Raw genomic sequence first — 25827 nt, 5'->3', positions numbered from 1 at the left:
CATAAAGCAGGCGGCTGCCTATGGGTCAGGAGGTGCGCCGCTCCACCCGCATGAGCGTGGACCCGGTCACGCCCACGGCCACCGCCACGAGCGCGCAGGCGTAGGAGAAGCCGTACGCGTTGGAGGCGCCGTAGAGGTCGGTCAGCCGGCCGCCCGCCCAGGCGCCGACGGCCACCCCGAAGCCGATGGACGTTGAGATCCACGACATGCCCTCGGTGAGCTGCGCGGCCGGGACCAGACGCTGGATGAGCGAGAAGCCGGTGATGAGGGTGGGCGAGATGGACAGTCCGGCGAAGAACAGCGCGACCGACATGGCACGGATGTCATCCATCAGGAGCACCGGGGTCAGCCCCAGGGTGAACAGCGACAGCCCCCTGACGAACCGGCCGCGGAGGCTGATCTTCCAGTTGCGCGAGCCGTACCACAGGCCGGAGAGCATGCTGCCGCTCGCGATCGAGGCGAGCATGAGGCCGGCCGCGGCCTTGTCGCCGTGCTCCTCGGCGAAGGCGACGGTGATGATGTCCAGCGAGCCGAACACCGATCCCATGGAGAGGAAGACGGCGGACAGCAGCGCCACCCCCGGGATCGCGATCGGCGACCCGGCGTCCCCCCGGTGCCGCACGACGGGCGGCTCGGTCCGCCTGAAGGCGGCGAACACGAGGGTGCCGGCCACGGTCAGCACGAGCGCCACGATGAGTCCCGAGTACACGCTGACCGTGGTCGCGAGGGCCGTCACGAACGCCGGGCCGCCGACGAAGATGACCTCGTCGGCCACCGACTCGAAGGAGAACGCGATGTGCAGCTTCGCGGAGTCGTCGAGCACGTGCGACCAGCGGGCCCGGACCATCGAGCCGAGCGAGGTGGCGGTGCCGCCGACGGCCACGCCGGTGGCGTAGAGCGTCCAGGCGGGAGCCTTGCCGTGGGCGCACAGCATCAGGCCGGCGAGCGCGGCCCCGTGGAGGAAGACGAAGGGGACAAGCACCCGCGCCTGGCCGAACCTGTCCACGAGCCGGCCGGAGAGGGGAGCGGCGACGGCGTAGGCGAGCGACACCGTCGCGGCCACCGCGCCTGCGGTGGCGTAGGAGCCGGTGAGCGCCGAGATGAGCAGGACGATGCCGATGCCGAGCATCGACATCGGGATCCGCCCGACGAACCCCGCGATGACGAAGCCCTTGACTCCCGGCGTGCCGAACAGACCCCGGTACGGCCCGACCATGTCGCATTCCCCTTCGGCACTGCCTTGTGCGGCGATCTCACCCGGAGGAGAGGTCGCCGTGCGTCCGGGCGCGCCAACTGGAGTGGCGGGCGGCCGCGGGTGATCGCACCCATGGCACGCGGACGGTGTTTTATCCTATTTGAACCTTTGCGTACCTTTTACCCTGACGCACCGGCCCGTCAAGTGCAAGTGATTTTTACGTCTCTGGGATGAAGGGTTTAACGTGAGCCTTGTGCGCCCTGTTCCCCGGTTCACAACCCTTCGCACCCTCGTGGCCGGGCTCGCGGCGGTGATCACGGTCGTCATCGCCTCGGGATGCGCCTTCTTGATCCTGGACGGCGCTGGAACGCCCGGTGTCTCCATAGGCGAGGGAGACACGGGCGCGGGGGACAGAGGCGAGGGAGCCGTAGGCGAGGGAGACACAGCCGCTCAGAGCCCGGCCGCGGCGCTCGTGCCGGATCCCACGCTGCCGTCGAACTCGCCGGTCATCGGCGGTCCCGGTGTCCAGGTCACCCCGCCACGGCTCATGGCGATCTCGCCGTCCCCGGTGTCGGCCAGGACGCTACGGAAGATCGCCGCTCTCCGCCACGTGCAGAAGGTGGCGGCCACCGACGGTGGCACGGTGCGCATCTCCGGCAACGGCCTTCAACTGCTCGCCGTCGATCCCGCCCAGTTCCGGTCGTGGACCCCCAAGCCGGTGGCCGAGCACCCGGAGGTGTGGAGCGCCCTGGCCCGGAACGAGTTCGTGGCCGACGGCGCGACGATCAAGCGGCTGGGCATGGTCCTTGGCGCCGAATACCAGCTCGACGGCGGCCCGCGGCTGCGGGTGGCGGCCTCGGCGTCGCTGGGGCTTCCGGGGGTGGACGGCCTGATCAGCAAGGATCTCGGGCGGAAACTCGGCTTCGCCTCCGGGGTGGTCGTGCTCGTCCACGGCGACTCCGGCAAGGTCGACGAGCACCGCGTCGGACGTCTTCTGGGCCCCAAGGCCCAGGTGGTGACCATGGGCCCGGCCCGTGCCGACCCCAAGCCCCCGCCGGCGGCGCGGCAGGCGCTCGTGGGACGGCCCGAGAGCTACCTGGAGCTCTACCAGCGGGCCGCGACCCTCTGCCCCGGCCTTTCCTGGACCGTGCTCGCCGCCATCGGTCAGGTGGAGAGCGGCCATGGGCGCAACAACGGGCCGTCGTCGGCGGGAGCGCTCGGACCCATGCAGTTCATGCCGAGCACCTGGAAGTCCTACGGGGTCGACGGCGACGGGGACGGCCAGGCCGACATCTGGAGCGCCTACGACGCCGTCCCGGCCGCCGCCAAGTATCTGTGCGCGAACGGCGCGGGGCTCGGCGGCGAGAAGCTCAGGAAGTCGGTGTGGTTCTACAACCACTCCTGGGCCTACGTGGACCGGGTCCTGTCCCTCGCCACCGCCTATGCCCGCACGTACTCGTGAGCTCCCGAGCCTGGAGGTGCTCCTATGAGGCTCTACGAGGCCGCCGGTCGCCTGACGGGGGCCGGGCAGCAGGTGGCGGCGCAGGGCGCGGGCTCCGGCTCGGCGAGCAGCTCGCTCACCATGGACACGAACCTCGGATGCGTGCCCGCCGTGGCCGCCCTGGTGAGCGCCATCCCGAGCTTGTCCGCCGTGGCCGCCGCCTCGACGTCGAGGTCGTAGACGACCTCCATGTGGTCGGAGACGAATCCGATGGGCACGAGCACGGCCGCCCGGACGCCCTCGGCGTGGAGCGCCTCCAGATGGTCGGAGACGTCGGGCTCCAGCCACGGGATGTGCGGCGGGCCGCTGCGGCTCTGCCAGACCAGGTCCCACGGCCGCCCTGCGTCCTGCGCCTTCACCTGTTCGGTGACGAGCGCGGCGGCCCTCCGGAGCTGGGCCTCGTACGCCCCGCCGGACGGCCCGGCCGTACGGGCCATGGAGACGGGGATGCTGTGCGCGGTGAAGACGAGGCGCGCGCCGTCCCGCTCGGCCTGGGGAAGCCGGTCCAGCGCCTCGCGGGTGTGGTCGGCCATCGCCGCGATGAAGCCCGGGTGGTCGAAGTAGTGGCGGAGCTTGACGATCTCCGGGGCGCCCGGGACGCTCGCCCGCGCCCGCGTGATGTCGTCGAGGTACTGCCGGCAGCTCGAGTAGGAGCTGTAGGCCGCCGTGACGAACGCCGCCGCCTTGCGGACCCCGTCGGCGGCCATCTGGCGGACGGTGTCCTCCAGGAACGGATGCCAGTTCCGGTTGCCCCAGTAGACCGGCAAGTCCACGTCGAGCGCGTCGATCAGGTCACGGCACTGCCGGTTGATCGGGCTGACCCCGCCGAAGCCCTGGTAGTGCGCCTCGACCTCGAGCAGCCGCTCACGCGGCACCCCGCGACCGCGGACCACGTTTTCCAGGAACGGCATGACGTCCTCGGGCTTCTCCGGCCCCCCGAACGAGACGACGAGTAGCGCGTCGTAGGCGTTGGTGCTCCCCATGACCCCACACCCTACGCGCGCCGGGGGCCGGTCCTACGCGGGAGGCGTAAAGCGTTGGGGACGGCCCGAAGATCCGGGTAGGTTCGATCGGTGAGCCAATTTCCTGACATCCGTAATTACGTTGCCCTGCCGCGTGTGGTGTCGCTGCGGCTCTCGCCCGACGGGACCCGGCTCGTGTCCGTGGTCCAGTCCCTCAACCCCGACGGGAAGTCGTACGGCACGGCCCTGTGGGAGATCCCACTCGACCCGGACGCCACGCCGTACCGGCTGACCAGGTCGGCGAAGGGAGAGGCGGGCGCGCAGTTCGCCCCCGGGGGCGAGGTGCTGTTCGTCTCCCGGCGGCCCGACGCGACGGTCAAGGACGGTGACGAGGAGGTCCCGGCGCTGTGGCTGCTGCCCGAGCGCGGCGAGCCCCGGCGGATCGCGACGCGGCCCGGCGGGATCGGGGGAGTGCGGGCGGCGGGCGGGACCGTCGTCTACGCGGCCCAGGTCCTCCCCGGTGACGCCGCCACGGAGGAGGAGCGCCGCAAGGCCCGCAAGGACGCCGGGATCAGCGCGATCCTGCACGAGAGCTACCCGATCCGCTACTGGGACCACGACCTCGGTCCGGCGGAGACCCGGCTGTTCGCGGCCGCCGCCGGCGACGGGCCGGGGGCGGAGGGCGCGTTCGACGGCGCCGTGGACCTGACGCCCGAGCCGGGCAGGGCTCTCGACAACGCCGACTTCGCTCTCACGCCTGACGGCTCCACGGTGATCACCACCTGGCGCGTCCCGCTCCCGAACGGCGAGTCGCGGCACGAGCTGGCCGCCTTCGACGTGGCCGCCGGCCCGGGCTCCCGCCGCACGCTCGCCGCGTCGGAGTCCCACGACTTCGGCGGCCCCCTGGTGGTCTCCCCGGACGGGCGGTTCGTCGCCTGCACGAGGGAACGGCACGCCACCGAGACGGTGTCGTCCTCCGCCGAGCTGTGGGTCGTCGACCTGGCGACGGGGGAGGGCCGGGCGCTCGGGGGCGAGCTGTTCCCGGCCGCCGTAGCGTGGGCGCCCTCGTCGGACGCGCTCTTCGTCGCCGCCGACCACCTGGGCCGCCGCCCGGTCTTCCGCATCCCCCTGGATGTCTCGCTCGATTCGCCGGTCGAGAGGCTCACTCCGGACGACGGGGCCTACTACGACCTGTGTCCGGCTCCCGACGGCTCGCTTTACGCGCTGCGCGGCGCGGTCGACTCGCCGCCGCGGCCCGTGCGGATCTCCCCGGACGGTTCGGTCACCGATCTGCCCTCGCCCACGCCCGCTCTGGACCTGCCGGGCACGCTGACCGAGGTGAGCGCGGTCGCCGACGACGGCACCGAGATCCGCGGCTGGCTCGTCCTGCCCGCCGGCGCCTCGGCCGAGAGCCCCGCGCCGTTCCTGCTGTGGATCCACGGGGGACCGCTGGGCAGCTGGAACGACTGGTCGTGGCGCTGGAACCCGTGGATCATGGCGAAGAACGGCTATGCCGTGCTGCTCCCGGACCCCTGCCTGTCCACCGGCTACGGCCAGGCGATGATCGACAGGGGATGGGGCGAGTGGGGGCCGGTCACCCACGGCGACCTGATGGCGATCACGGACGAGTGCCTCAAGCGGCCGGACATCGACGACCAGCGGATCGCGGCCATGGGCGGCTCCTTCGGCGGCTACATGGCCAACTGGGTGGCCGGGCACACCGACCGGTTCAAGGCCATCGTGACCCACGCGTCGCTCTGGAACCTCGACCAGTTCGCCGGGACGACGGACGCCTCGATGTACTGGCAGCGGGAGTTCGGCAGGCCGGGCTCCGACCGTCTCGCGCGGCTGTCCCCCCACCACTCGCTGGACAAGATCACCACTCCGATGCTGGTGATCCACGGGGACAAGGACTACCGCGTCCCGATCGGCGAGGGGCTGCGCCTCTGGTGGGATCTCCAGCGTTCCGGGGTCGAGTCGAAGTTCCTCTACTTCCCGGACGAGAACCACTGGGTGCTCAACCCGGGCAACGCCGTGGCCTGGTACGAGACCGTGCTGGCGTTTCTGGAACACCACGTGCTCGGCGCCCCCTGGACCCGGCCCACCTCCACGGCGTGATCATGCACAGGTTCTGTGGCAGGTATCGCCCCCTGCCCCCTCCTGGTGCGTGATCATGCACACATTCCGGATCATGGCTGTTGATCTGGGAGGATGCCATTCGTGACCATGCAGTCGGTAAATACGCTGACTTATGCGTAAATGCGAAGAAGTATCAGCATCGTCCCGACTGCATGATCGCGGACCGTGTCCGCGCTGGCCGCACGCGATGATCGGGAACCCGTGCATGATCACGTACCAGGAGGGGGAAGGTCGGAATGGGTGATCGGGAACCTGTGCATGATCACGCCGAGGGGGCGGGGCTGCTGGAACTGGCGGTGGCCATCGCGGAGGAGGCAGGCCAGATGCTCCTCGCCAAGCGTCCCGCCCGGCCCGAGGTTCTGGCGACCAAGTCCAGCCCGACCGACGTCGTGACGGCCCTCGACCGGGCCGCCGAGCAGCTGATCCGCACCCGCGTCGGCCAGGCCAGGCCGTACGACGCGATCCTGGGCGAGGAAGGCGGCGCCACGCCCGGCGACGGAGGCGCCCGCTGGGTGGTCGACCCGATCGACGGCACCGTGAACTTCCTGTACGGCGTGCCCGACTGGGCCGTCAGCATCGCCGTCGAGGTGGACGGCGAGATCGTCGCGGGCGTGGTGAACAACGTCCCGCGCGGCGAGCTGTTCACCGCGTCCAAGGGCGGGGGAGCGTGGCTGGCCGGAGAGCGGCTGCGGTGCAACACCGGGGTTCCGCTCGACCGGGCGCTGGTCGCCACCGGGTTCGGCTACGCGGCGGAACGGCGCCGCGTTCAGGCGGAGGTGCTGTCCCAGGTGCTTCCGAGGGTCCGTGACATCAGGCGCGGCGGCTCCTGCGCGATCGACCTCTGCTCGGTCGCCTCGGGACGGGTGGACGCCTACTACGAGCGCGGCACCAACTACTGGGACCACGCGGCCGGGGGACTCATCGCGGCCGAGGCGGGTGCCCGCATCGCGGGTCTCAACGGCAGGCCGCCGAGCGTCGAGATGGCGGTGTGCGCGGCCCCCGGGCTCTTCGAGGACCTCCACGACCTGCTCGTGTCCCTCGACCCCGAACACGACTGATCATGAGCCTCTCGCCGGTGCCGGCCGGAGACACGACGCGGGGGCCCGCCCTGAGGCGAGCCCCCGCGTCCCTGGTCGTCGTTTAACGCTGGATCGGCACGCCGTGATCGTCTGCGAGACGCCGCAGGTCTTCGATCTCGGCGGTGAGGGTGTCGGCGAGGAAATCGTCCCCGTTCGACGTGGCCTCCTCTAGACCTTTGTAGGCCTGGTCGAGCCGGGTTTCGATCGTGGTCGTGAACTCGCCCATCTCACCTTCTTTCTCAGGGGGCGAAAGCGTCGTGCACAGACCCCGCAGCGGATCCTGGGGAGAGCGCGCCTTCCCCGGCACACGACAATTGGGGTGTAGCCGAGCCCTTACCCATAGGGGGTACAGCCTCAAACCATCGAATTCCTGTGCTCTACCTCACGTAGAGCCAGGGAACCGCTTACCGTCCGCTTACGTCGAATACGGCCACAATGAAGGCGTCGTTCCAGCTGAGGAGGATCTTGATGCGGGTGCTTGTGGTGGAGGACGAACGGGTGCTCGCTGACGCGATCGCCACCGGACTCCGCCGTGAGGCGATGGCCGTGGACGTCGCGTACGACGGCGCGGCCGCGCTGGAGAAGACCGGATACATCGACTACGACGTGATCGTGCTCGACCGCGACCTGCCCAAGGTCCACGGTGACGAGGTGGCCCGCCGGCTCGTCGCGCAGCGGTCGGCGTCGCGGATCATCATGCTGACGGCCGCCGGCGACGTGGACGACAAGGTCGAGGGGCTGGAGCTGGGCGCCGACGACTACCTCGCCAAGCCGTTCGTCTTCATGGAGCTGATCGCCCGGGTGCGCGCCCTCGGCCGGCGCTCCTCCCCTCCGCTGCCGCCCGTGCTGGAGCGCGCCGGGATCCGCCTGGACCCGGGCAAGCGCCTGGTCACCAGGGAGGGCAAGGAGATCGCGCTGACCAAGAAGGAGTTCGCCGTCCTGGAGGAGCTGATGCGCGCCGAGGGCGCCGTCGTCAGCCAGGAGGACCTGCTCGACAAGGCGTGGGACGAGCACATCGACCCGTTCACCAACGTCGTACGGGTGACCATGATGACGCTCCGCAAGAAGCTCGGTGAGCCGCAGGCCATCGAGACCGTCCCCGGAGTGGGATACCGGCTGTGACCGGGCGGGGCAATCTTCCGATGACGTCCCGGGAGGCGAGGTCATGACTCCACCGCGTGAGCCCGGCACCGGGCCCGGGGACAAGGGGGACAAGGGGGACAAGGCGGTGACGGGGGACAGGGCGGCGAGCCCGCGGATCCTCCCCCCGGGCGGTGACGCCGAGGCGGGATGGCGTGCCGAGACCCTCGGCGGCGGCCTTGCAAGGCGGATGTCGTCTCCGATGGGCACGGGCCCGTATCGCAGCCAGGTCGCGCCTCCACCCAGCGGCCCGCCCGCCTGGGACGGCCCCCCGCCCTTGAACGCCCACCCGGTGAAGCCCACTCTCATCGACGAGATCAGGGCTCTCCAGGGGCGCGTGAGCATCCGCTGGCGGCTGACGCTCACCTACGGCGCGCTGTTCTTCGTCGCCGGAGCCCTGCTCCTGTTCGTGATGTACACGCTGGTGGGTCTGTCGATCAGCGCCGCATGGCCGGAGATCGGCGTGCCCGACGGCGCGCCCGCCGGGTATGCCGAGTGGGCTCAGGGCTGGTGGACCCAGGCGCAGAACTACGCCATCCAGTCCGCGCGTGCCCACCTGCTCACCAGATCGCTCATGGCGCTGCTGGGGGTGGGCATTCTCGCGCTCATACTTGGATACGTCGTGGCGGACAGGGCGCTGCGGCCGATCAAGACGATGACGGCGACGGCGCGGAAGCTGTCGGAGACCTCGCTGGCCCACGAGCGGATCGGCCTGACCGGGCCCGACGACGAGCTCAAGGAGCTAGCGGACACCTTCGACGCGATGCTGACCCGGCTCAACACGGCGTTCGACGCGCAGAGACGGTTCGTGGACAACGCCTCACACGAGCTCAGGACCCCGCTCGCGATCAACAGGACCGTCCTGGAGGTCGCCCTCTCCGACCCCGAGGCGTCCGAAGACCTCAAGGTGCTCGGACGCACCCTCCTGGGCACCACCGCCCGCAACGAGCGGCTGATCGAGGGGCTGCTGCTCCTGGCCCGCAGCGAGCGGGCGCTGTCGGTCCGCAAGCCCGTGGACGTCCAGGAGGTGGCCAGGACGGCCGTCGAGCAACTGGCGCCGTTCGCGGCCGAGGAGAACGTCACGGTCGAATACGACCTGCACCCCGCTCCCACGACAGGTGATCCGGTTCTCCTGGAACGGTGCGTGTCGAACCTGGTGGAGAACGGCATCAAGCACAACTCTGGCCCCTCAGGAAAAGTCTGGGTCCGGACGGGAATTGTGGACGGGGGTGCCGTTGTTCAGGTCGCGAACACGGGACCGCACGTTCCCGCGTATGAGGTGGAGAGCCTGTTCGAGCCGTTCCGGAGACTGAACGCCGACCGGGTCCAATCCGCCAAAGGCGCGGGGCTGGGCTTGTCCATCGTGCGCGCGATCGTCCGGGCGCACGGCGGATCGGTCGCCGCCGTCCCCCGTGACGGCGGAGGGCTCGTGATGACGGTACGTCTCTCGGGGACCGGGGCCACCTCCGGAATGCCGCAGTCGGCGCGCTGATGGAGCGTGCGCGCCGTACATGTGGTTGGATGTGCCGTCGAAACGCGGTGGGTCATACCGTCGATACTGTGGTTTTCGCCATATTTGGCTAACCGGAGCCTTGTACGGCATACCCCCCGCGTGTCGGGAGGTTCAGTGTTCGTCGAAGCGGGGTACCGATTGCAAAATCTCCCGGATCCCGCGGGCACAACATCGGCCTTCCGAGCGTTGAAAACGCGCGACACGGCGCAGACAGATAGATGAGGGGGATGGAGTACGCAAATGGCTACCGACTACGACAGCCCGCGCAAGACTGACGATGACCTGAATGAGGACAGTCTTCAGGAACTCCAGGCACGGCGCAGCGACAAGTCGTCGGGCAGCATCGACATCGACGAGACGGACCTTGCCGAGTCGCTTGAGCTGCCAGGGGCTGACCTGTCGAACGAGGAGCTCTCGCTCCGGGTGATTCCTCGGCAGGCCGACGAGTTCACCTGCTCGCGTTGCTTCCTGGTGCACCACCGCAGCCAGCTGGCCTCCGAGAAGAACGGCCAGCAGGTCTGCCGCGAGTGCGCGGCCTAGGAGACTCTTAGGAGGGTCCGTGACTTCCGGAGCGGATCGATCACACGAAGAGGTTGCCGATCTCGTCGGTAAACTCGTGGCCCCTGAGGAGACGGACGGGGCCGAGCGGCGTCGGCTGCTCGGCCGCCTCAGCAGGGCGCTTTCGCAATCCGCCAGGAAGGCCGGCAAGTCAGGCACAGGCCGCGGCCGGTGGCTCGCCGACGTGTTCATGAACATCGCGCCGCGCTTACCCATCAGGGACCGCGCGACCCTTCAGGAACACCACTACGGGCTCACCGGAGAGCAACTGGCCGACGACCTCGTCCGTACGGCGACCAAGGCCACCATGGCCGTCGGCGCCGTCGGGGGAGCGCTCGCCGCCGCCGAGTTCGCCGCTCCGCCCCTCCTCCTGTCCGCCCCCGCCCAGCTCGTGGCCGAGACGCTCGTAGTCGCCGCCATCGAGGTGAAGCTCCTCGCCGAACTGCACGAGGTGTACGGCGTGCAGATCCCCGGCAACGGGTCGCAGCGCGCCGCGGCCTACACCGCGGCATGGTCCAGACAACGGGGCATCAACCCCCTCGCCCCGGGATCGGCCACCCTCGCCCTCGGCGCCGCGGCGAAGACCGCGCTGCGCAACCGCCTGATGCGGACGCTGGGCAGGCATCTCACCACGCTTGGCCCCTTCCTCACCGGCGCGGTCGCCGGTGGCGCGCTCAACCGGGCGGCCACCAAGCGGCTCGCGGAAGCCGTACGGGCCGATCTGCGCCGGCAGCGCGCGCTCCCGCCCGCCTGACAACGCTCGCTTGAGGTGCCCGCGCGCCCGTCTGAAACGCTCGCCTGGGGTGCCCGCGCGCCCGCCTGATCACCGTCGGGATCTCGTCCTGCCGCCTGGTATGGAAGTGTCACCGATTGGTCTAAACCTCTTCGCCACCCGCCGTGAGCTGCGTGAGATCATTCTCACACGACCTATCAGGAATTGTGCACGTCATTACGGGTATGGGCGATCGCACTGGCCTTTCGTATGGTGGGCTCAGGCGACCCTGGAGGGGCTTCATGCGTGGCACCAGCTCGTTTCTGATCGTCGCTAACCGGCTTCCGGTGGACCGGGTGGGCGAGAATGAGTGGCGTCGCAGCCCCGGCGGACTGGTCACCGCCATCGCGCCCGTCATGCAGCGGCGTCATGGGGCCTGGCTCGGCTGGACGGGAGCGGCGGGGGAGGAGCTCAAGCCGTTCGAGGACGACGGCATGCACCTGATCCCGGTGCCGCTCTCGGCTCTCGAGATGGAGCTCTACTACGAGGGGTTCTCCAACGCCACCCTGTGGCCGCTCTACCACGACGTCGTCGCGACTCCGGTCTACTCCCGCGTGCTGTGGGACGCCTACCGGGCCGTGAACGACCGGTTCGCCCGCGCCGCCGCCGACGCCGCCGCGCCGGGCGCGGTGGTCTGGGTGCAGGACTACCAGCTCCAGCTCGTGCCCGCCATGCTGCGCAAACTCCGGCCCGACCTGAAGATCGGGTTCTTCCTGCACATCCCGTTCCCGCCCGTGGAGCTGTTCTGGCAGCTCCCGTGGCGCAACGAGATCATCGAGGGGCTGCTCGGCGCCGATCTCGTCGGCTTCCAGCGCCCGGGCGGCGCCTCGAACTTCATCCGGCTCTGCCGCCGGCTGCTGGGCCTGCAGAACTACCGCAACGAGATCCTGGTCGACGGCCGCACCGTGCGCGCCGAGGCCTTCCCGATCTCGGTCGACTTCGGCGAGCTGGACCAGCTCGTCCGCGAGCCGAGGATCCTGGCCAGGGCCAAGGAGATCCGGGCCGAGCTTGGCGACCCGGAGCACGTGCTGCTCGGCGTCGACCGGCTCGACTACACCAAGGGGATCGGCCAGCGGCTCAAGGCGTTCGGCGAGCTGCTCGGCGACGGCGCGATCAAGCCGGGCGAGGCGGCGTTCGTGCAGGTCGCCACGCCCACCCGGGAGCGCGTCGCGGAGTACATCCGGCTGCGTAACGACATCGAGCTGAAGGTGGGCCGGATCAACGGCGAGCACGGCATGCTGGGCCGGCAGCCGATCAGCTACCTCCACCAGTCGTACACCAAGGACGAGCTGGCGGCGCTCTACTGCGCGGCGGACGTCATGGTGGTCACCCCGCTGCGTGACGGCATGAACCTCGTGGCCAAGGAGTACGTCGCGTGCCGGCACGACCTGCGCGGCGCGCTCGTGCTCAGTGAGTTCGCCGGGGCCGCCGACGAGCTGCGGCAGGCATTCCTGGTCAACCCGTACGACATCGACGGCATGAAGAGGGCGATGCTGGCGGCGATGCGGGCGACCCCGCACGAGCTGTCGCGCAGGATGCGCTCGCTCAGGCGGCGGGTCGCCACGCACGACGTCGACAAGTGGGCCAGCGACTTCCTCACGGCCCTGGAGTCCAGCTAGGCCGTTACCCGGAGTCGAATCAGGGCCTTCCCGGGCGTCGACCAGGGCCGTTCACTCCCGAGCAGCCGGCTGTCTTCCGAGAAGAGGGCCGCAGCGAGGATTTCCGGGCATGCCGGGCGTTTCCCGGCATGCCCGGACGGGTCGGTCCAGCCGTAGGGGCTTTTAGGCTGTGATGTCCTTGGCCGCGTCCTTCCACGACCGCCACTTCTTCGCGGCGGCGCGGGTGGTCACGATGCGGGTGATCTCCATGCCCAACCCCATCACGACGGCATAGGCGATCGCCTCACCGAGGCCGATCTCCAGCGAGTCGGCACTCGCCGGGGGCTTCTTTCCGGTGGCCTTCTCCCAGGCGAAGGAGAGCACCTTGCGCGAGGCGAACCCCACGGCGAGGCCCACGAGGCCGCCCACGATCCGCCACTGCATGTCCGGTTTCTCGGACACACCCAATTCACGCCGCGCATCCCGCGTGATATCCGCCATGATTCCTCCTCGATAACGACCTTAGTGTCTCCCCGCGGCGGTGTTGCGCACGCCATAACATTGGGAGGCATGACCGAACAGCGACCGCGCCTTTCCGCCATGCCCGAGAAACCGACTCTCGACGGCCTGGAGACGGTATGGGCAGCCCGCTGGGAAGCCGACGGGACCTACCGGTTCGATCGGTCCCGGAGCAGGGACGAGGTCTACTCGATCGACACCCCGCCGCCGACCGTGTCCGGCTCTCTTCACGTCGGACACGTCTTCTCCTACACGCACACGGACACGGTCGCCCGCTTCCAGCGCATGCGCGGGCGCGAGGTCTTCTACCCGATGGGTTGGGACGATAACGGCCTGCCCACCGAGCGCCGCGTGCAGAACCACTTCGGCGTGCGCTGCGACCCGTCGATGCCGTACGACCCGTCGTTCGAGCCGCCCGGGAAGCCCGATCCCAAGCGGCAGGTGCCGATCTCGCGCAGGAACTTCATCGAGCTGTGCGAACGGCTGACGGCCGAGGACGAGAAGGCGTTCGAGGAGCTGTGGCGCCGGCTCGGCCTGTCCGTCGACTGGTCGATGACCTACGCCACGATCGACGCCCGCGCCCGGGCCGCCTCGCAGCGCGCCTTCCTGCGCAACCTCGCCCGCGGCGAGGCCTACGTCTCCGAGGCACCGACGCTCTGGGACGTGACGTTCCGTACGGCGGTCGCCCAGGCCGAGCTGGAGGACCGGGAGTGGCCCGGTGCCTTCCACCGCATCGGCTTCGACCTGTCGCAGGCCCAGCGTGACCAGGGGTTCGGCGACCGGGTGTGGATCGAGACCACCCGGCCCGAGCTGGTCCCGGCCTGCGTGGCGCTGGTGGCCCACCCGGACGACGAGCGCTACCGGCCGCTGTTCGGCACGACGGTCCACACGCCGATCTTCGGGGTCGAGGTCCCCGTTGTGGGGCATCACCTCGCCGAGCCGGACAAGGGCTCTGGCATCGCCATGATCTGCACCTTCGGCGACATCACCGACGTCACCTGGTGGCGCGAGCTCGACCTGCCCACCCGGCCCGTCATCGGCTGGGACGGCCGCCTGCTCCCCGAGGCTCCCCACGGTGTGGCGGCCGAGCCGTACAAGGAGCTGGCGGGGAAGACCGTGCACAGCGCGCGGGAGCGCATCGTGGAGATGCTGCGGGAGTCCGGCCATCTGGACGGCGAGCCGCGCAAGATCCAGCGGCCGGTGAAGTTCTACGAGAAGGGCGACCGGCCGCTCGAGATCGTCACCACCCGGCAGTGGTACGTCCGCAACGGCGGCCGTGACGCGGAGTTGCGCCGCGACCTGCTCGATCGCGGCCGGGAGCTGACCTGGCACCCGCCGCATATGCGGGTCCGCTACGACAACTGGGTCGAGGGCCTCGCGGGCGACTGGCTGATCTCCCGCCAGCGGTTCTTCGGCGTGCCAATCCCGGTCTGGTACCCGCTCGACTCCGAGGGCGAGCCGATCTACGAGGCCCCGATCACTCCGCCGGAGCCGGCCCTGCCGGTCGACCCGTCCAGTGACGTGCCGCCGGGATTCACCGCCGACATGCGCGGCAGGCCCTTCGGCTTCGTCGCCGACCCGGACGTCATGGACACGTGGGCGACGTCGTCCCTCACGCCGCAGATCGCCGGAGGATGGGAGCGCGACGACGACCTCTTCCGCCGGGTCTTCCCGATGGATCTGCGGCCCCAGGCACACGAGATCATCCGGACCTGGCTGTTCTCCACGGTCGTCCGGGCGCACCTGGAGCACGGCGGGCTGCCCTGGAAGCACGCGGCGATCTCGGGCTGGATCCTCGACCCGGACCGCAAGAAGATGTCGAAGTCCAAGGGCAACGTGGTCACCCCCATGGGCCTGCTCGAGGAGTACGGCTCGGACGCGGTCCGCTACTGGGCGGCCAGCGGGCGGCCGGGCACCGACACCGCCTTCGACACGGGACAGATCAAGATCGGCCGCCGCCTGGCCATCAAGATCCTGAACGCCTCCAGGTTCGTGCTCGGTTTCGAGTCCACCGGCTCGACGGACGTCACCGAGCCGGTAGACCTGTCGATGCTGGCGGCCCTCCGGGCCGTGGTGGCGGAGGCCACGGACGCTTTCGAGGGCTACGACTACACGCGGGCGCTGGAGCGGACCGAGCGGTTCTTCTGGGAGTTCTGCGACGACTACCTGGAGCTCGTCAAGGCCAGGGCCTACACCGGGGACGCCTCGGCCGTCGCCGCCCTGCGCCGGGCGCTCGGCGTGCTGCTCCGGCTGTTCGCGCCGTTCCTGCCCTTCGTGACCGAGGAGGTCTGGTCGTGGTGGCGGCCGGGCTCGGTGCACCGAGCCTCCTGGCCGTCAGTGGACGAGGCTTCCTGGCCGTCAGGGGACGAGGCTTCCCGGCCGTCGGCGGACGGGGTGGGCCCGGCGGGCGATCCGGCGGTGCTGGAAGCCGTGGCCGAGGTGCTCCGCATGGTCCGCCGGGCCAAGTCGGAGGCTCGCGTGTCCATGCGGGCGGAGGTCTCCCGCCTGGTCGTCTCCGGCCACCGGGCCGATCTCGTACGGCACGCCCAGGACGACCTGTGCGCGGCCGGCAACGTGGAGGAGTTCATCCTCGACACCGCCGGCTCGGACTCCGCCGACGTCCCCCTCACGGCGGTCACCACGCTGTCGTCCTGACGTCGCCTGATCATGCACGAGTTCCTCTTCAAAGCCGCTGACCTGCGCAAATTCTTTGTGTGATCACGCGCCATCTTGTCTCATGCCAGATCACGAGTAGAGACTGCGCAGGTCAGGGTGCACGCCGGGGAACCTCTGCGTGATCACCCGGGAGGGGGTGGGGCGGCCAAGTACAGGGCCGGGTAAAACCCGTGCGCGTTCGGCATGGGAACGTGACAGGCTGGACGCGTGATCTCGCAAAACAAGCGTGACAGCGAGGGTGTGCCCCAGGTTCTGGTCACCCTGGCCGCATGGAGCTGGCGGGTGCTGCTGCTCGGCGCGATGATCTATGTCTTCTCGTCGATAGTGGCCCGGCTCAGTTTCGTCGTGATTCCCGTGGCCGTCGCCTTCCTGCTGACCGCGCTGCTGTTCCCGTTGACCAGGCGGCTGCGCGGCGCGGGGCTGCGGCCGATATACGCCACCTGGCTCACCATGCTGCTCGGCCTGGCGGTCATCGTCGGCATCGGCTTCCTGATCGGCGTGCGCGCCAACGAGGAGTTCCCGCGGCTGGTCGAGCAGATCCAGCTCACCGCCCGCAACGCCCAGGACTGGCTGCTCCACGGGCCGCTCCACCTCAAGGAGGCCCAGCTGGCCGGTATGGTCGACCAGCTCAGTCAGCAGATCAACGAGCAGCGCAGCCAGCTCACGCAGACGCTGCTGACCGGGGCGACGGCGGTCGTCGAGGTGCTGGCCTCCATCGTCCTGCTGCTGTTCGTCACCTTCTTCCTGCTGAAGGACGGCGACCGCATCTGGGCGTGGTTCCTGCGCGCCTTCGGGGGCGCCGCGCCGCGCGTGGACCGCGCCGGGCGGGCGGCCTGGGTGACGATCTCCCACTACGTCCACGGGACCGTGGTCGTCGCGGCGATCCACGGCGTCGTCATCGGCATCGTCCTGGCCGGGATGCGGGTGCCCCTGTGGGCGCCCCTGGCGGTGCTGGTGTTCTTCGCCAGCTTCATCCCGATCGTCGGCATCTTCTTCGCGGGCACCATCGCGACCCTCGTGACCTTCGGGTCCCAGGGCTGGGTGTACGCGCTGATCTTCGTCGGGGTGCTCGTGGTCGAACAGCAGTTGGAGAACCACGTCCTGCAGCCGCTCATCGTCGGACGGGCGCTGGCGTTTCATCCCTTGGCGATCATCCTGGTCCTCGCCGTGGGCGGTGTGCTGGGCGGAATCGCGGGGGCCGCGGTCGCGGTGCCGTTGACCGCGGTGATCTACCGGGCGCTGCCCGAGCTCCGCCGGGACCAGCCCGCGCTCCCGCCGGCCGGCGAGGCCGGCAGCGAAGGAGCCGAAGGAGCAGAGAGAGCCGGAAGAGCCGCCGGAGCCCCCGCGGGTGTCACGGCGGCCGAGCCCCGGCCGGGGGAGGTGCGGCCGTTGCCCGGTCCCGCCGCTCCGGGACCCCGCCCGGCGACTGACCCGGGAGAGGCCGTGTCTCCGCAGCGCAAGGGGTAGGGTCTTGCCTCATGAGCGTTGAGGTGCTGATCCACCGGCTCGACAGCGGGCTGCCGCTGCCGTCGTACGCCCATCCCGGTGACGCGGGGGCGGACCTGTACGCCGCGGAGGACGTCGAGCTGCTGCCCGGGGAGCGGGCCGTGGTCGGCACCGGAGTCGCCATCGCGCTTCCCGACGGCTACGCCGCGTTCGTGCATCCCCGTTCGGGACTGGCGGCGAGGTTCGGCGTGACCCTGGTGAACGCGCCGGGCACCGTCGACGCCGGCTACCGCGGCGAGATCAAGGTGACTCTGATCAACACAGACGCCAAGGACGCCGTCCGGCTCAAGCGCGGCGACCGCATCGCCCAACTGGTCATCCAGCGGGTGGAGAAGGCGGCTTTCTACGAGGTGGACCGGCTGCCGGGCTCCGTCCGTGGCGCCAACGGCTTCGGGTCAACCGGCAGCTGACACAGACAGAAGAGGGTGAAAGACGTGTTCCGACGCCGGCGACGCGCGGAGGAGGAGACGGCACCGGTCGTCGCGGAGGAGGGGCCCTCCGCTCCCACGCGCACAACAGGCCCCTGGGACGTCCAGGACAGCTATCCGGAGGCCGAGAGGGTCGATCTGGGCGGTCTTCACCTGCCCATCGGCCCTGGCTTCGAGGTGCAGCTCAGCCTGGCGGGTGAGCACATCGACGGCGCGGTCGTCCTCGTGGACGAGAGCGCCCTGCAGGTGCACGCGTTCGCCGCGCCCAAGCGCAGCGGCATCTGGGACGAGGTCCGCGCCGAGCTCGCCCGTGAGGTGACCGCCGCGGGTGGCACGGTCCAGGAGCAGGAGGGGCCGTTCGGCGTCGAGCTGGCGGCCAAGGTCCCGGGTCAGGGCCAGTCCGGATCTACGGGCCCGCAGCCCGTCCGCTACATCGGGGTCGACGGGCCCCGCTGGTTCCTGCGGGCGGTCATCAGTGGCCGCGCGGCCATCGACGCCGCCGCCGCCGAGACTCTGGAGAGTGTCGTGCGCGGCGTCGTGGTGGTCAGGGGCGACGAGCCGATGGCGCCCAAGGAGCCGATCCAGCTCCGGCTGCCGGCCGAGGCGCGGCAGGCGATGGAGCAGCAGGCGGCCCAGCAGGAGGAGTTCAAGCCCTTCGAGCGCGGTCCGGAGATCACCGAAACCCGTTGACGGAAGAGTGCTGTTGACGACCTCCGGTGCAAGCCCTGCCCATTTGCGTCCTTCAGGCATGGCGTGCGCTCAAGTAGGCTGCGGACAGACGGTCCTCTACCCTTGGGAAGTCATGCCGAGGGATCCTCGGGACTGTGAGCGAGGAAGCTGGTGACCGACCGATGAGCACGCCGGAGCCTGCCAAACGGGGCGGACTGCGGGGCTTTTTTCAGCGGCTGACCACAAGCCAGGCCGAGCTGGAGGCCGCCGAGCTCCGCGAGGATCTCGGACGCCAGGGCGCCACTCCCATCGCCTCGTGCGGGGAGCGGCAGCGGTTCTGCGTGGCCGGCACGCTGCGGACCGTGACGCTGCGGCCCCGTGGCGGCGCGCCCGCGCTCGAAGCCGAGCTGTACGACGGGTCCGACGTGATCGACCTGGTCTGGCTGGGCCGCCGGAAGATCGTCGGCATCGAGCCCGGCCGTGTCGTGCGGGCAGAAGGCTTGGTGAGCTTCCAGGACGGCCGTAAGGTCATGTTCAATCCCCGCTACGAGCTTCGCCCGGCGGGTGGCCCTTGATCTCCCAGGAGACCGAATGAGCACAGCGGACATGACGGCCGCGCCCGCGGCGGCGCACGTAACTGTGGAGGCGGCCGTTCGTGCCCAGCTGTCCAAGGCGCTGGGCGGCAAACGGGGAATCGTCGAGGCGGCGGTTCCCACGATCGTCTTCACCGGGATGTGGGTCGCGACCAGCGAGCTCAAGCCCTCGCTGATCGTCAGCATCGCCGCGGCGGTGGCCCTTCTGCTCGTACGGCTCGCGCAGCGGTCCACGCCGCAGTTCGTGCTGAACAGCCTTGTCGGCATCGGCATCGGGGCCTTCTTCGCCTCACGCAGCGGTGAGGCGAAGGACGTCTTCCTGCCGGGCATCCTCTATAACGGCGCCTACGCCGCCGGGATGCTGCTGTCGATCATCGTCCGCTGGCCGATCGTGGGCTTCCTCATCGGCTCGGTGACCGGCGATCCGACGGCCTGGCACAGCGACTCCGCCCTGGTCCGGCTCTGCTCGCGGCTGACGTGGCTGCTGATGCTGCCCTGCCTGATCCGCGTGGTGGTGCAGCTGCCGTTCTACTGGGCGGGACAGGTGACCGCGCTCGGAATCGCGAAGATCGCCCTCGGCTGGCCGCTCCAGGTGGCCGGCCTGGCCGCGATGGTCTGGGTCCTCGCCCGCGGCCGGACGCCGCTCCAGCCCGCCGCCTGAAACTTCAGCCCGCCTGAATCTTCCCGGTACGGCTGCCGCCCGCGGGCGGCAGCCGTACCGGCGTGAAGCGTCAGTGCGAGGAGAGCAGGTGGGCCAGCTCGTGCTCGACCTCCTGGTTGGCGACGAACAGCAGCTCGTCACCGGCCTCCAGCGGGTCGTCGGCCGAGGGGACCAGCACCCGGCCCTCGCGCAGGATCGCGACCAGGGCGGCGTCCACCGGCCAGGGGACCGACCCGGCCCGCTGGCCGACCACGGGGGCGTCCTCGGCCAGGGTCAGCTCGACCAAGTTGGCCTGACCCTGCCGGAAGGTCATCAGCCGCACGAGGTCGCCCACGCTGACCGCCTCCTCGACCAGTGCCGACAGCAGGCGCGGCGTCGACACGGCGACGTCGACCCCCCAGGACTCGTTGAACAGCCACTCGTTCTTGGGGTGGTTGGTCCGCGCGACCACGCGCGGCACGCCGTACTCCGTCTTGGCGAGCAGCGAGACGACCAGGTTGACCTTGTCGTCGCCGGTGGCGGCGATCACGACCTGGCAGCTGTTCAGCCCGGCCTCGTCGAGCGAGGAGATCTCGCAGGCGTCGGCGAGGAGCCACTCGGCCCTCGGAACGCTGTCGATCTTGATGGCCCGAGGGTCGATGTCGATGAGCAGGACCTCGTGGCCGTTCTCCAGGAGCTCGGCGGCGATGGAACGGCCGACGGCGCCCGCGCCGGCGATGGTGACGCGCATCAGTGCTCCTCGTCGGACGGCGGGCTTGACAGCACCTTGTTGATCCGGTCCATGTCGTTCTCGGCCGCGACCAGGTGGATGATGTCGCCCTCCTGGATCACGGTGTCGTCCTTGGGCACCAGGGACTCGCCCATCCGGTTGACGAAGGCGAGGCGGGCGCCCGCGGCCTCCTCGACTGCCTTGGCCCGGACGCCGATCCAGCCCTGGTTGAAGGCCACCTCCGCCAGGATCACCGTCCCGGTCGGGTCGCGCCAGAGCGGCTCGGCGCCCTCGGGAAGCACCCGGCGCAGGATCTGGTCGGCGGTCCACCGTACAGTGGCGACCGTGGGGATGCCGAGCCGCTGGTAGACCTCGGCCCGGCGGGGATCGTAGATGCGGGCGACGACGTTGTCGACGCCGAACATCTCACGCGCCACCCGGGCGGAGATGATGTTGGAGTTGTCTCCGCTGCTGACGGCGACGAAGGCGGCGGCCGATCCGATGCCCGCCTCCTCCAGGACGTCGCGGTCGAAACCGATCCCGGTGACCCGCCGTCCGCGGAATCCGGCGCGGAGGCGGCGGAACGCCTGCGGATCCCGGTCGATGATGGCGACCGAGTGTCCGTTGTCCTCCAAAATATGGGCTAGGGTCGAGCCGACCCGCCCACATCCCATGATCACAATATGCATGCTTCCCCGCCGTGGGTTGGTGGCGGACTCCTATTCCAGACAGTATGTCGCGCTTGGTCCGGGACCGCGTCAGCCGGGCGCGGCGCAGAAGGACTAGGCTCAACAGACGTGTCCAAGGTGACGGATCTTGTCAAGCGGCTTCTCGTGGGGCGTGCTCTCCGCAGCACGCAGCTCCACGACCAGTTGCTGCCCAAACGGGTGGCTCTGCCGGTCTTCGCGAGCGACGCGCTGTCGTCCGTCGCTTACGCCCCGCAGGAGATCCTGGTCATCCTGTCGTTGGCCGGGGCCACCTTCTACAGCTACAGCCCCTGGGTGGCGGCGGCGGTCGTCCTCGTCATGCTGGTCGTCGTCGCGTCCTACCGGCAGAACGTGCACGCCTACCCAAGCGGCGGCGGCGACTACGAGGTCGCGACCACCAACCTCGGGCCGAACGCCGGGCTGACCGTCGCGAGCGCGCTGCTCGTCGACTACGTGCTGACCGTCGCGGTCTCGGTGGCCAACGGCGCCGACTACGTGGGCGCCACCATCCCGTTCGTCGCCGAGCATCGGCCACTGGTGGCGATCGGGATCGTCGTCCTGCTCACCGTCATGAACCTCCGCGGCATCCGCGAGTCCGGCGTGGCGTTCGCCGTCCCCACCTATGCCTTCATGGCGGCGGTGATCCTCATGATCCTTTGGGGCATGTTCCGGCTTCTCGTGCTGGGCGAGCCCCTGCGCGCGCCAACGGCCGACTACACGATCGTGACCGAGAAGACCGACCTGGCCGGGTTCGCGCTGGCGTTCCTCGTCCTGCGCGCGTTCTCGTCCGGATGTGCCGCGCTGACCGGCGTCGAGGCGATCAGCAACGGCGTCCCGGCCTTCCGCAAGCCCAAGAGCCGCAACGCCGCGACGACGCTGCTCATGATGGGCGTCATCGCCGTCACGATGTTCAGCGGGATCATCTTCCTCGGCCTGAAGTCCGGGGTGAAGGTCACCGATCCCGCCAACGTCGCCAGGGACATTCTGATCAACGGCCATCCCGCCGGTCCGGGCTACTACCAGCAGCCGATCATCGCGCAGGTCGCCTCGGCCGTCTTCGGAGACGGCTCCATCCCGTTCGTCGTGATCGCCGCGGTCACCGCGCTGATCCTGTTCCTCGCCGCGAACACCGCGTTCAACGGCTTCCCGGTGCTCGGCTCGATCCTCGCCCAGGACCGGTACCTGCCGCGCCAGCTCCACACCCGCGGCGACCGCCTGGCGTTCAGCAACGGCATCGTCATCCTCGCCGCCGGAGCGGGCCTGCTGATCTGGGCGTTCAACGCCGATGTCAGCAAGCTGCTCAACCTCTACATCGTCGGCGTGTTCGTCTCCTTCACACTGAGCCAGACCGGCATGGTCCTGCACTGGACGCGCCATCTTAAGACCGAGACCGACCCCAAGGCCCGCTTCCGGATGATGCGCTCCCGCGTCATCAACGGCTTCGGCGGCATCATGACCGGTCTCGTCCTCGTCGTCGTCCTTCTCACCAAGTTCACCCACGGCGCGTACATCGTCTGCATCGCCATCCCCGTGCTGTTCCTGATGATGAAGGGCATCCGGCACCACTACGACCGGGTGGCCGACGAACTGGCCGCGCCCGAGGAGGGCGAGATCGACGAGTCGCTGCTGCCCGCGCGCAACCATGCCATCGTGCTCGTCTCCAAGATCCACAAGCCCACGCTGCGCGCCCTGGCGTACGCCAAGGCGACCCGGCCCTCGACCCTTGAGGCGGTCACGGTCAGCGTGGACGCCGACGAGGCGGCCAAGCTGCATGAGGAATGGGACCGCCGGGGTATCCCGGTGCCGTTGAAGATCCTCGACTCGCCCTACCGCGAGATCACCGGGCCGATCCTCGACTACGTGAAGTCGCTGCGCCGCCGCTCGCCGCGCGACGTGGTGACGGTCTACATCCCGGAATACGTCGTGGGCCGCTGGTGGGAGCACCTGCTGCACAACCAGAGCGCGCTGCGGCTCAAGGGCCGGCTGCTGTTCAAGCCCGGCGTCATGGTGACGAGCGTGCCGTGGCAGCTCGCCTCCTCGGACCGCCTGAAGGGCCGCCGCGAGCCGGTGGCGCCAGGCGCGGCCCGCCGCTCCTATCACCAGCCCGCAGCCAAGGATGACCAGGTCAAGGCATGATTGACCCAGCGAAGGCCCGGAAGGGAAGGGGGCGGTCGTGCCGATTGAGCTGACCGTGGGAGGCGTCGCCAACGGCGGCTGGTGCGTGGCCAGGCATGAGGGCCGCGTTGTGTTCGTACGGCACGCGCTGCCGGGGGAACGGGTCCTTGCCGAGATCACCGAGGAGACCGCGCGTTTCCTGCGGGCGGACGCCGTGGAGATCCTGGAGCCCTCACCGGACCGGGTCACCCCGCCGTGCCCGTTCAGTGGCCCCGGCCGGTGCGGCGGCTGCGACTGGCAGCACGCCTCGCTCGACGCCCAGCGGCGGCTGAAGGCCGACGTCGTCGCCGAGCAGCTCCAGCGGCTGGCGGGGATCGACTGGAAGGTCCTGGTCGAGGAGGTGCCGGGCGCTCCGGACGGCCTCGGCTGGCGGACCCGGGTGCGGTTCGCCGCCGACCGGGACGGCTCCGCCGGTCTGCGCCGCCACCGGTCCCATGACATCGAGCACATCGGCCACTGCCCGATCGCCCATCCCGCCGTTGAGGAGATCGGCGTCGAGGCGCTGACGTGGCGTGGCGCCGCCTCCGTCGAGGCGGTCGCGTCGTCCGGCGGCGGCAGGGCGGTCATCATCGAGCCCCGGCCGCACCGGGCGGCAGCCGTACCGGACGTGGACGCGTCGGTCCTGCTCGACGAGGGCAAGCGCGGGACCCGGGCGCTCAGCGGCCAGGCGTCGCTCGTCGAGCGCGTCGGCGGCCGGGACTTCCGGGTGACCGCCAGCGGGTTCTGGCAGGTCCATCCGGGCGCGGCGGCCACCCTGCTCGACGCGGTGCTCGACTTCGGGCAGCCGGAGGAGGGCGAGTGGGCGCTCGACCTCTACTGCGGTGCCGGGCTGTTCGCCGCCGGGCTCGCCGAGGCCGTGGGCCCCGGCGGGGCCGTGCTCGGCATCGAGTCCGAAGCGCAGGCCGTACAGGACGCGCGGTGGAACCTGCGCGACCTGCCGCAGGCGAGAGTCGAGCGGGGGAGGGTCGAGGAGGCGCTCGATCGCCTGGAGATCGAGCGGGCCGACCTGGTCGTCGCCGACCCGCCCAGAGCGGGGCTGGGCCGCCCCGTCGTCGACCGTGTGGCCACGCTGGACGCCCCCCGCATCGTCTACGTGTCCTGCGACCCGGCCACGATGGCCCGCGACATCGCCTGGTTCGCCCCGTACGGCTACCGCCTCGCCGGGTTGCGGGCTTTTGATCAATATCCGATGACCCACCACGTGGAGTGCGTGGCGCTGCTGGTCAAGGAGTCGATCTGAGGGCCCGCATCTGAGGGTGGGGCCACGCGGTCAGAATTGAGGGGTGGACCTACGCCACCTGGAGTATTTCGTGGCGGTCGCGGAGGAGCTGAACTTCACCAAGGCGGCCCGCCGGCTTCATGTGGTGCAGTCGGCGGTGTCGGCGGCGATCCGGTCTCTTGAGCGGGAGCTGGGGGTGACGCTGTTCGAGCGCTCCGCGCAGCGGGTGGCGTTGTCGGACGCGGGGGCTGCGCTGCTGCCCGAGGCCCGTGGCCTCCTGGAAGCGGCCGCCGCCGCCCGGCAACTGGTCCAGGGGGCCGACCGCCAACTGGGCGGGACCGTCAGCCTCGGCATGCTGCCCGCCATCTCGATCGTGGACATCCCCGCGCTGCTCGGGCGATTCCACGCGGAGCATCCCGAGGTGACCGTGCGCCTTCGCATCCCCGGCACCGGCTCCGCCGGTCTGGTGGAGGGGGTTGCCTCCGGGGAGCTCGATATCGCGATCCTGGCGGTGTCCAGCCGGCTTCCCGCGACCCTCGCCGCACGCCGCCTCGCCGACCCTCCACTGGTGCCGGTGACGCGCTCGGACCATCCGCTGGCCGGGCAGGAAAGCGTGGAGCTGGCCCGGCTGGCGGAGGAGGACTTCATCGACTTTCCACCCGGCTACAGCAACCGGGCCATCGTGGACCGCGCCTTCGTCGCGGCGGGATTGGAGCGCCGCATCACCCTCGAGGTCCCCGACCTCACCACCTGCTGCGCGCTCGTACGGCAGGGCCTGGGCGTCGCATTCCTCCCGGAGTTCGCCGTCGTCGACGCACCCGGCCTGTCCATGGTGAACCTGGCGGACACGACCCTCATCTGGCCGCTGGTCGTGGCGACCTCGGCCACCCGGCGGCCGAGTGCCGCCGTCCGCGCACTGCTCGATCTCGTCGACGGCTATGTGCTCGTGCCGGTCACCCGGGCGCTTCAGTAGTAAATCGGTAGGAATGGGTAGGGTGATCGAGCATGAGCCTGATATGGGAGCAAGTGGTGGTCGACGCGGCCGATCCGGCGGCGCTGGGTGAGTGGTGGGCCAAGGCGCTCGGCTGGGTGGTCGTCAACGACGCCGACGACGAGTACGAGATCCGAATCGCTCCCGATATTCTGCCCGGACTGATCTTCGTGCCCGTGCCCAAGGGCAAGACAGTGAAGAATCGGCTCCATCTCGACTTCCGTCCGGAGGACCAGCAGGCGGAGGTCGATCGGCTCCTCGCCCTGGGGGCGCGCCCGGCCGACGTCGGCCAAGGCGACCAGCCGTGGGTGGTCCTCACCGACCCGGAAGGCAACGAGTTCTGCGTGCTGAGCGCCCGCAGGTGACCCCACCCGGTATGCCCGATCTGGTGTGTGAGAGGCGTGTCGGGGGATTAAGGGGCGATCCGGATCACGGCGTCGGCCACGCTTGACGTGATGCAGAGCGCGGCGTTGCAGATGCACATTGGAGAGCGTCGGGGGCAGGCGGTGACAATTGG

At 70.0% G+C, this 25827-nt stretch carries 24 protein-coding genes; 18 read left to right on the top strand and 6 right to left on the bottom strand.

What is annotated here, in order from left to right; all coding sequences use genetic code 11:
* Positions 1-25 precede the first annotated feature (25 nt).
* On the bottom strand, positions 26-1216 hold the full coding sequence (locus N5079_RS04780; protein WP_261582166.1) for an MFS transporter: 1191 nt from the start codon (positions 1214-1216) through the stop codon (positions 26-28).
* Positions 1217-1448: 232 nt separating this feature from the next.
* On the opposite strand from N5079_RS04780, the gene N5079_RS04775 reads away from it, so the two are divergent.
* Positions 1449-2657 carry a lytic transglycosylase domain-containing protein gene (locus N5079_RS04775; protein WP_261582164.1) on the top strand — a complete coding sequence of 403 codons (1209 nt, stop codon included), beginning with the start codon at positions 1449-1451 and terminating at the stop codon, positions 2655-2657.
* 32 nt (positions 2658-2689) lie between these two features.
* Here N5079_RS04775 and N5079_RS04770 read toward each other — a convergent pair whose 3' ends face one another.
* Positions 2690-3679, bottom strand: a complete 990-nt coding sequence (locus tag N5079_RS04770; protein ID WP_261582163.1) for a ferrochelatase — start codon at positions 3677-3679, stop codon at positions 2690-2692.
* 90 nt (positions 3680-3769) lie between these two features.
* Here N5079_RS04770 and N5079_RS04765 point away from each other — a divergent pair, with 90 nt between their 5' ends.
* Both N5079_RS04765 and N5079_RS04760 read left to right on the top strand, forming a co-directional pair.
* The gene (locus tag N5079_RS04765; protein ID WP_261582162.1) at positions 3770-5776 is read left to right on the top strand and encodes an alpha/beta hydrolase family protein; all 2007 of its coding nucleotides are present in this window, start codon (positions 3770-3772) and stop codon (positions 5774-5776) included.
* Positions 5777-6033: 257 nt separating this feature from the next.
* Positions 6034-6855, top strand: a complete 822-nt coding sequence (locus N5079_RS04760; RefSeq protein ID WP_261582161.1) for an inositol monophosphatase family protein — start codon at positions 6034-6036, stop codon at positions 6853-6855.
* A gap of 82 nt (positions 6856-6937) precedes the next feature.
* Here N5079_RS04760 and N5079_RS04755 read toward each other — a convergent pair whose 3' ends face one another.
* On the bottom strand, positions 6938-7102 hold the full coding sequence (locus N5079_RS04755) for a hypothetical protein (protein ID WP_261582160.1): 165 nt from the start codon (positions 7100-7102) through the stop codon (positions 6938-6940).
* A 242-nt stretch (positions 7103-7344) separates the two neighbouring features.
* On the opposite strand from N5079_RS04755, the gene N5079_RS04750 reads away from it, so the two are divergent.
* From N5079_RS04750 to N5079_RS04730, 5 genes are all read left to right on the top strand, one after another.
* Positions 7345-7998, top strand: a complete 654-nt coding sequence (locus tag N5079_RS04750) for a response regulator transcription factor (protein ID WP_261582159.1) — start codon at positions 7345-7347, stop codon at positions 7996-7998.
* 43 nt (positions 7999-8041) lie between these two features.
* Positions 8042-9508, top strand: coding sequence for a sensor histidine kinase (locus tag N5079_RS04745; protein WP_410007739.1), 1467 nt, complete (start codon positions 8042-8044; stop codon positions 9506-9508).
* A 261-nt stretch (positions 9509-9769) separates the two neighbouring features.
* Positions 9770-10069, top strand: coding sequence for a DUF4193 domain-containing protein (locus tag N5079_RS04740; RefSeq protein WP_030505490.1), 300 nt, complete (start codon positions 9770-9772; stop codon positions 10067-10069).
* A 19-nt stretch (positions 10070-10088) separates the two neighbouring features.
* Positions 10089-10841, top strand: a complete 753-nt coding sequence (locus tag N5079_RS04735; protein ID WP_261582157.1) for a hypothetical protein — start codon at positions 10089-10091, stop codon at positions 10839-10841.
* Positions 10842-11101: 260 nt separating this feature from the next.
* A complete protein-coding gene (locus N5079_RS04730; RefSeq protein ID WP_261582156.1) occupies positions 11102-12478 on the top strand; it encodes a trehalose-6-phosphate synthase in 1377 nt (458 codons plus the stop codon).
* Positions 12479-12640: 162 nt separating this feature from the next.
* Here N5079_RS04730 and N5079_RS04725 read toward each other — a convergent pair whose 3' ends face one another.
* Positions 12641-12958, bottom strand: a complete 318-nt coding sequence (locus N5079_RS04725) for a DUF4235 domain-containing protein (RefSeq protein WP_261582155.1) — start codon at positions 12956-12958, stop codon at positions 12641-12643.
* A gap of 69 nt (positions 12959-13027) precedes the next feature.
* Here N5079_RS04725 and valS point away from each other — a divergent pair, with 69 nt between their 5' ends.
* The 6 genes from valS (at position 13028) to N5079_RS04695 (ending at position 19509) form a co-directional block, all read left to right on the top strand.
* A complete protein-coding gene (gene valS, locus N5079_RS04720; protein WP_261582154.1) occupies positions 13028-15631 on the top strand; it encodes a valine--tRNA ligase in 2604 nt (867 codons plus the stop codon).
* 228 nt (positions 15632-15859) lie between these two features.
* Positions 15860-17119 (top strand): AI-2E family transporter, encoded by a 1260-nt coding sequence (locus tag N5079_RS04715; RefSeq protein WP_261582153.1) that lies wholly within the window; start codon positions 15860-15862, stop codon positions 17117-17119.
* Positions 17120-17130: 11 nt separating this feature from the next.
* Entirely contained in the window at positions 17131-17568 is a 438-nt protein-coding gene (dut, locus tag N5079_RS04710; RefSeq protein ID WP_261582152.1) for a dUTP diphosphatase, read from the top strand.
* A 24-nt stretch (positions 17569-17592) separates the two neighbouring features.
* On the top strand, positions 17593-18276 hold the full coding sequence (locus N5079_RS04705; protein WP_261582150.1) for a DUF3710 domain-containing protein: 684 nt from the start codon (positions 17593-17595) through the stop codon (positions 18274-18276).
* 161 nt (positions 18277-18437) lie between these two features.
* Positions 18438-18830: an OB-fold nucleic acid binding domain-containing protein gene (locus tag N5079_RS04700; protein ID WP_261582149.1), complete on the top strand. Its 393-nt coding sequence runs from the start codon at positions 18438-18440 to the stop codon at positions 18828-18830.
* 16 nt (positions 18831-18846) lie between these two features.
* A complete protein-coding gene (locus N5079_RS04695) occupies positions 18847-19509 on the top strand; it encodes a DUF3159 domain-containing protein (protein WP_261582148.1) in 663 nt (220 codons plus the stop codon).
* Between the two features lie 70 nt (positions 19510-19579).
* Here the strand turns inward: N5079_RS04695 and N5079_RS04690 are convergent, their stop codons facing one another.
* Positions 19580-20239, bottom strand: a complete 660-nt coding sequence (locus tag N5079_RS04690) for a potassium channel family protein (protein WP_261582146.1) — start codon at positions 20237-20239, stop codon at positions 19580-19582.
* Positions 20239-20907: a potassium channel family protein gene (locus N5079_RS04685; protein WP_261582144.1), complete on the bottom strand. Its 669-nt coding sequence runs from the start codon at positions 20905-20907 to the stop codon at positions 20239-20241. Before N5079_RS04685 ends, N5079_RS04690 begins: the two co-directional genes overlap by 1 nt.
* A gap of 108 nt (positions 20908-21015) precedes the next feature.
* Between N5079_RS04685 and N5079_RS04680 the strand changes: the two genes are divergently transcribed.
* The 4 genes from N5079_RS04680 to N5079_RS04665 are packed head-to-tail and all read left to right on the top strand — an operon-like array spanning position 21016 to position 25675.
* Positions 21016-23061: an APC family permease gene (locus N5079_RS04680; protein ID WP_261582143.1), complete on the top strand. Its 2046-nt coding sequence runs from the start codon at positions 21016-21018 to the stop codon at positions 23059-23061.
* 37 nt (positions 23062-23098) lie between these two features.
* The gene (locus N5079_RS04675; RefSeq protein ID WP_261582142.1) at positions 23099-24340 is read left to right on the top strand and encodes a class I SAM-dependent RNA methyltransferase; all 1242 of its coding nucleotides are present in this window, start codon (positions 23099-23101) and stop codon (positions 24338-24340) included.
* A gap of 43 nt (positions 24341-24383) precedes the next feature.
* Positions 24384-25292: a LysR family transcriptional regulator gene (locus tag N5079_RS04670; protein WP_261582141.1), complete on the top strand. Its 909-nt coding sequence runs from the start codon at positions 24384-24386 to the stop codon at positions 25290-25292.
* A 32-nt stretch (positions 25293-25324) separates the two neighbouring features.
* A complete protein-coding gene (locus N5079_RS04665) occupies positions 25325-25675 on the top strand; it encodes a VOC family protein (RefSeq protein ID WP_261582140.1) in 351 nt (116 codons plus the stop codon).
* Positions 25676-25827: the final 152 nt, after the last annotated feature.

This window comes from Planotetraspora sp. A-T 1434, from assembly GCF_025420585.1.
In the GTDB taxonomy this organism is placed as follows: Bacteria; Actinomycetota; Actinomycetes; order Streptosporangiales; family Streptosporangiaceae; genus JAOEGB01.
The sequence above is the reverse complement of the archived record's forward strand: the minus strand, read 5'-3'. Positions and strand labels throughout refer to the sequence as shown.

Excerpts from the sequence above, each read along its gene's own strand:
- N5079_RS04780 (WP_261582166.1), bottom strand. The coding sequence starts at position 1,216 with ATGGTCGGGCCGTACCGGGGTCTGTTCGGCACGCCGGGAGTCAAGGGC.
- N5079_RS04770 (WP_261582163.1), bottom strand. The coding sequence starts at position 3,679 with ATGGGGAGCACCAACGCCTACGACGCGCTACTCGTCGTCTCGTTCGGG.
- N5079_RS04760 (WP_261582161.1), top strand. The coding sequence starts at position 6,034 with ATGGGTGATCGGGAACCTGTGCATGATCACGCCGAGGGGGCGGGGCTG.
- N5079_RS04755 (WP_261582160.1), bottom strand. The coding sequence starts at position 7,102 with ATGGGCGAGTTCACGACCACGATCGAAACCCGGCTCGACCAGGCCTAC.
- N5079_RS04750 (WP_261582159.1), top strand. The coding sequence starts at position 7,345 with ATGCGGGTGCTTGTGGTGGAGGACGAACGGGTGCTCGCTGACGCGATC.
- N5079_RS04745 (WP_410007739.1), top strand. The coding sequence starts at position 8,042 with ATGACTCCACCGCGTGAGCCCGGCACCGGGCCCGGGGACAAGGGGGAC.
- N5079_RS04740 (WP_030505490.1), top strand. The coding sequence starts at position 9,770 with ATGGCTACCGACTACGACAGCCCGCGCAAGACTGACGATGACCTGAAT.
- N5079_RS04730 (WP_261582156.1), top strand. The coding sequence starts at position 11,102 with ATGCGTGGCACCAGCTCGTTTCTGATCGTCGCTAACCGGCTTCCGGTG.
- N5079_RS04725 (WP_261582155.1), bottom strand. The coding sequence starts at position 12,958 with ATGGCGGATATCACGCGGGATGCGCGGCGTGAATTGGGTGTGTCCGAG.
- valS (WP_261582154.1), top strand. The coding sequence starts at position 13,028 with ATGACCGAACAGCGACCGCGCCTTTCCGCCATGCCCGAGAAACCGACT.
- dut (WP_261582152.1), top strand. The coding sequence starts at position 17,131 with ATGAGCGTTGAGGTGCTGATCCACCGGCTCGACAGCGGGCTGCCGCTG.
- N5079_RS04700 (WP_261582149.1), top strand. The coding sequence starts at position 18,438 with ATGAGCACGCCGGAGCCTGCCAAACGGGGCGGACTGCGGGGCTTTTTT.
- N5079_RS04695 (WP_261582148.1), top strand. The coding sequence starts at position 18,847 with ATGAGCACAGCGGACATGACGGCCGCGCCCGCGGCGGCGCACGTAACT.
- N5079_RS04690 (WP_261582146.1), bottom strand. The coding sequence starts at position 20,239 with ATGCGCGTCACCATCGCCGGCGCGGGCGCCGTCGGCCGTTCCATCGCC.
- N5079_RS04685 (WP_261582144.1), bottom strand. The coding sequence starts at position 20,907 with ATGCATATTGTGATCATGGGATGTGGGCGGGTCGGCTCGACCCTAGCC.
- N5079_RS04665 (WP_261582140.1), top strand. The coding sequence starts at position 25,325 with ATGAGCCTGATATGGGAGCAAGTGGTGGTCGACGCGGCCGATCCGGCG.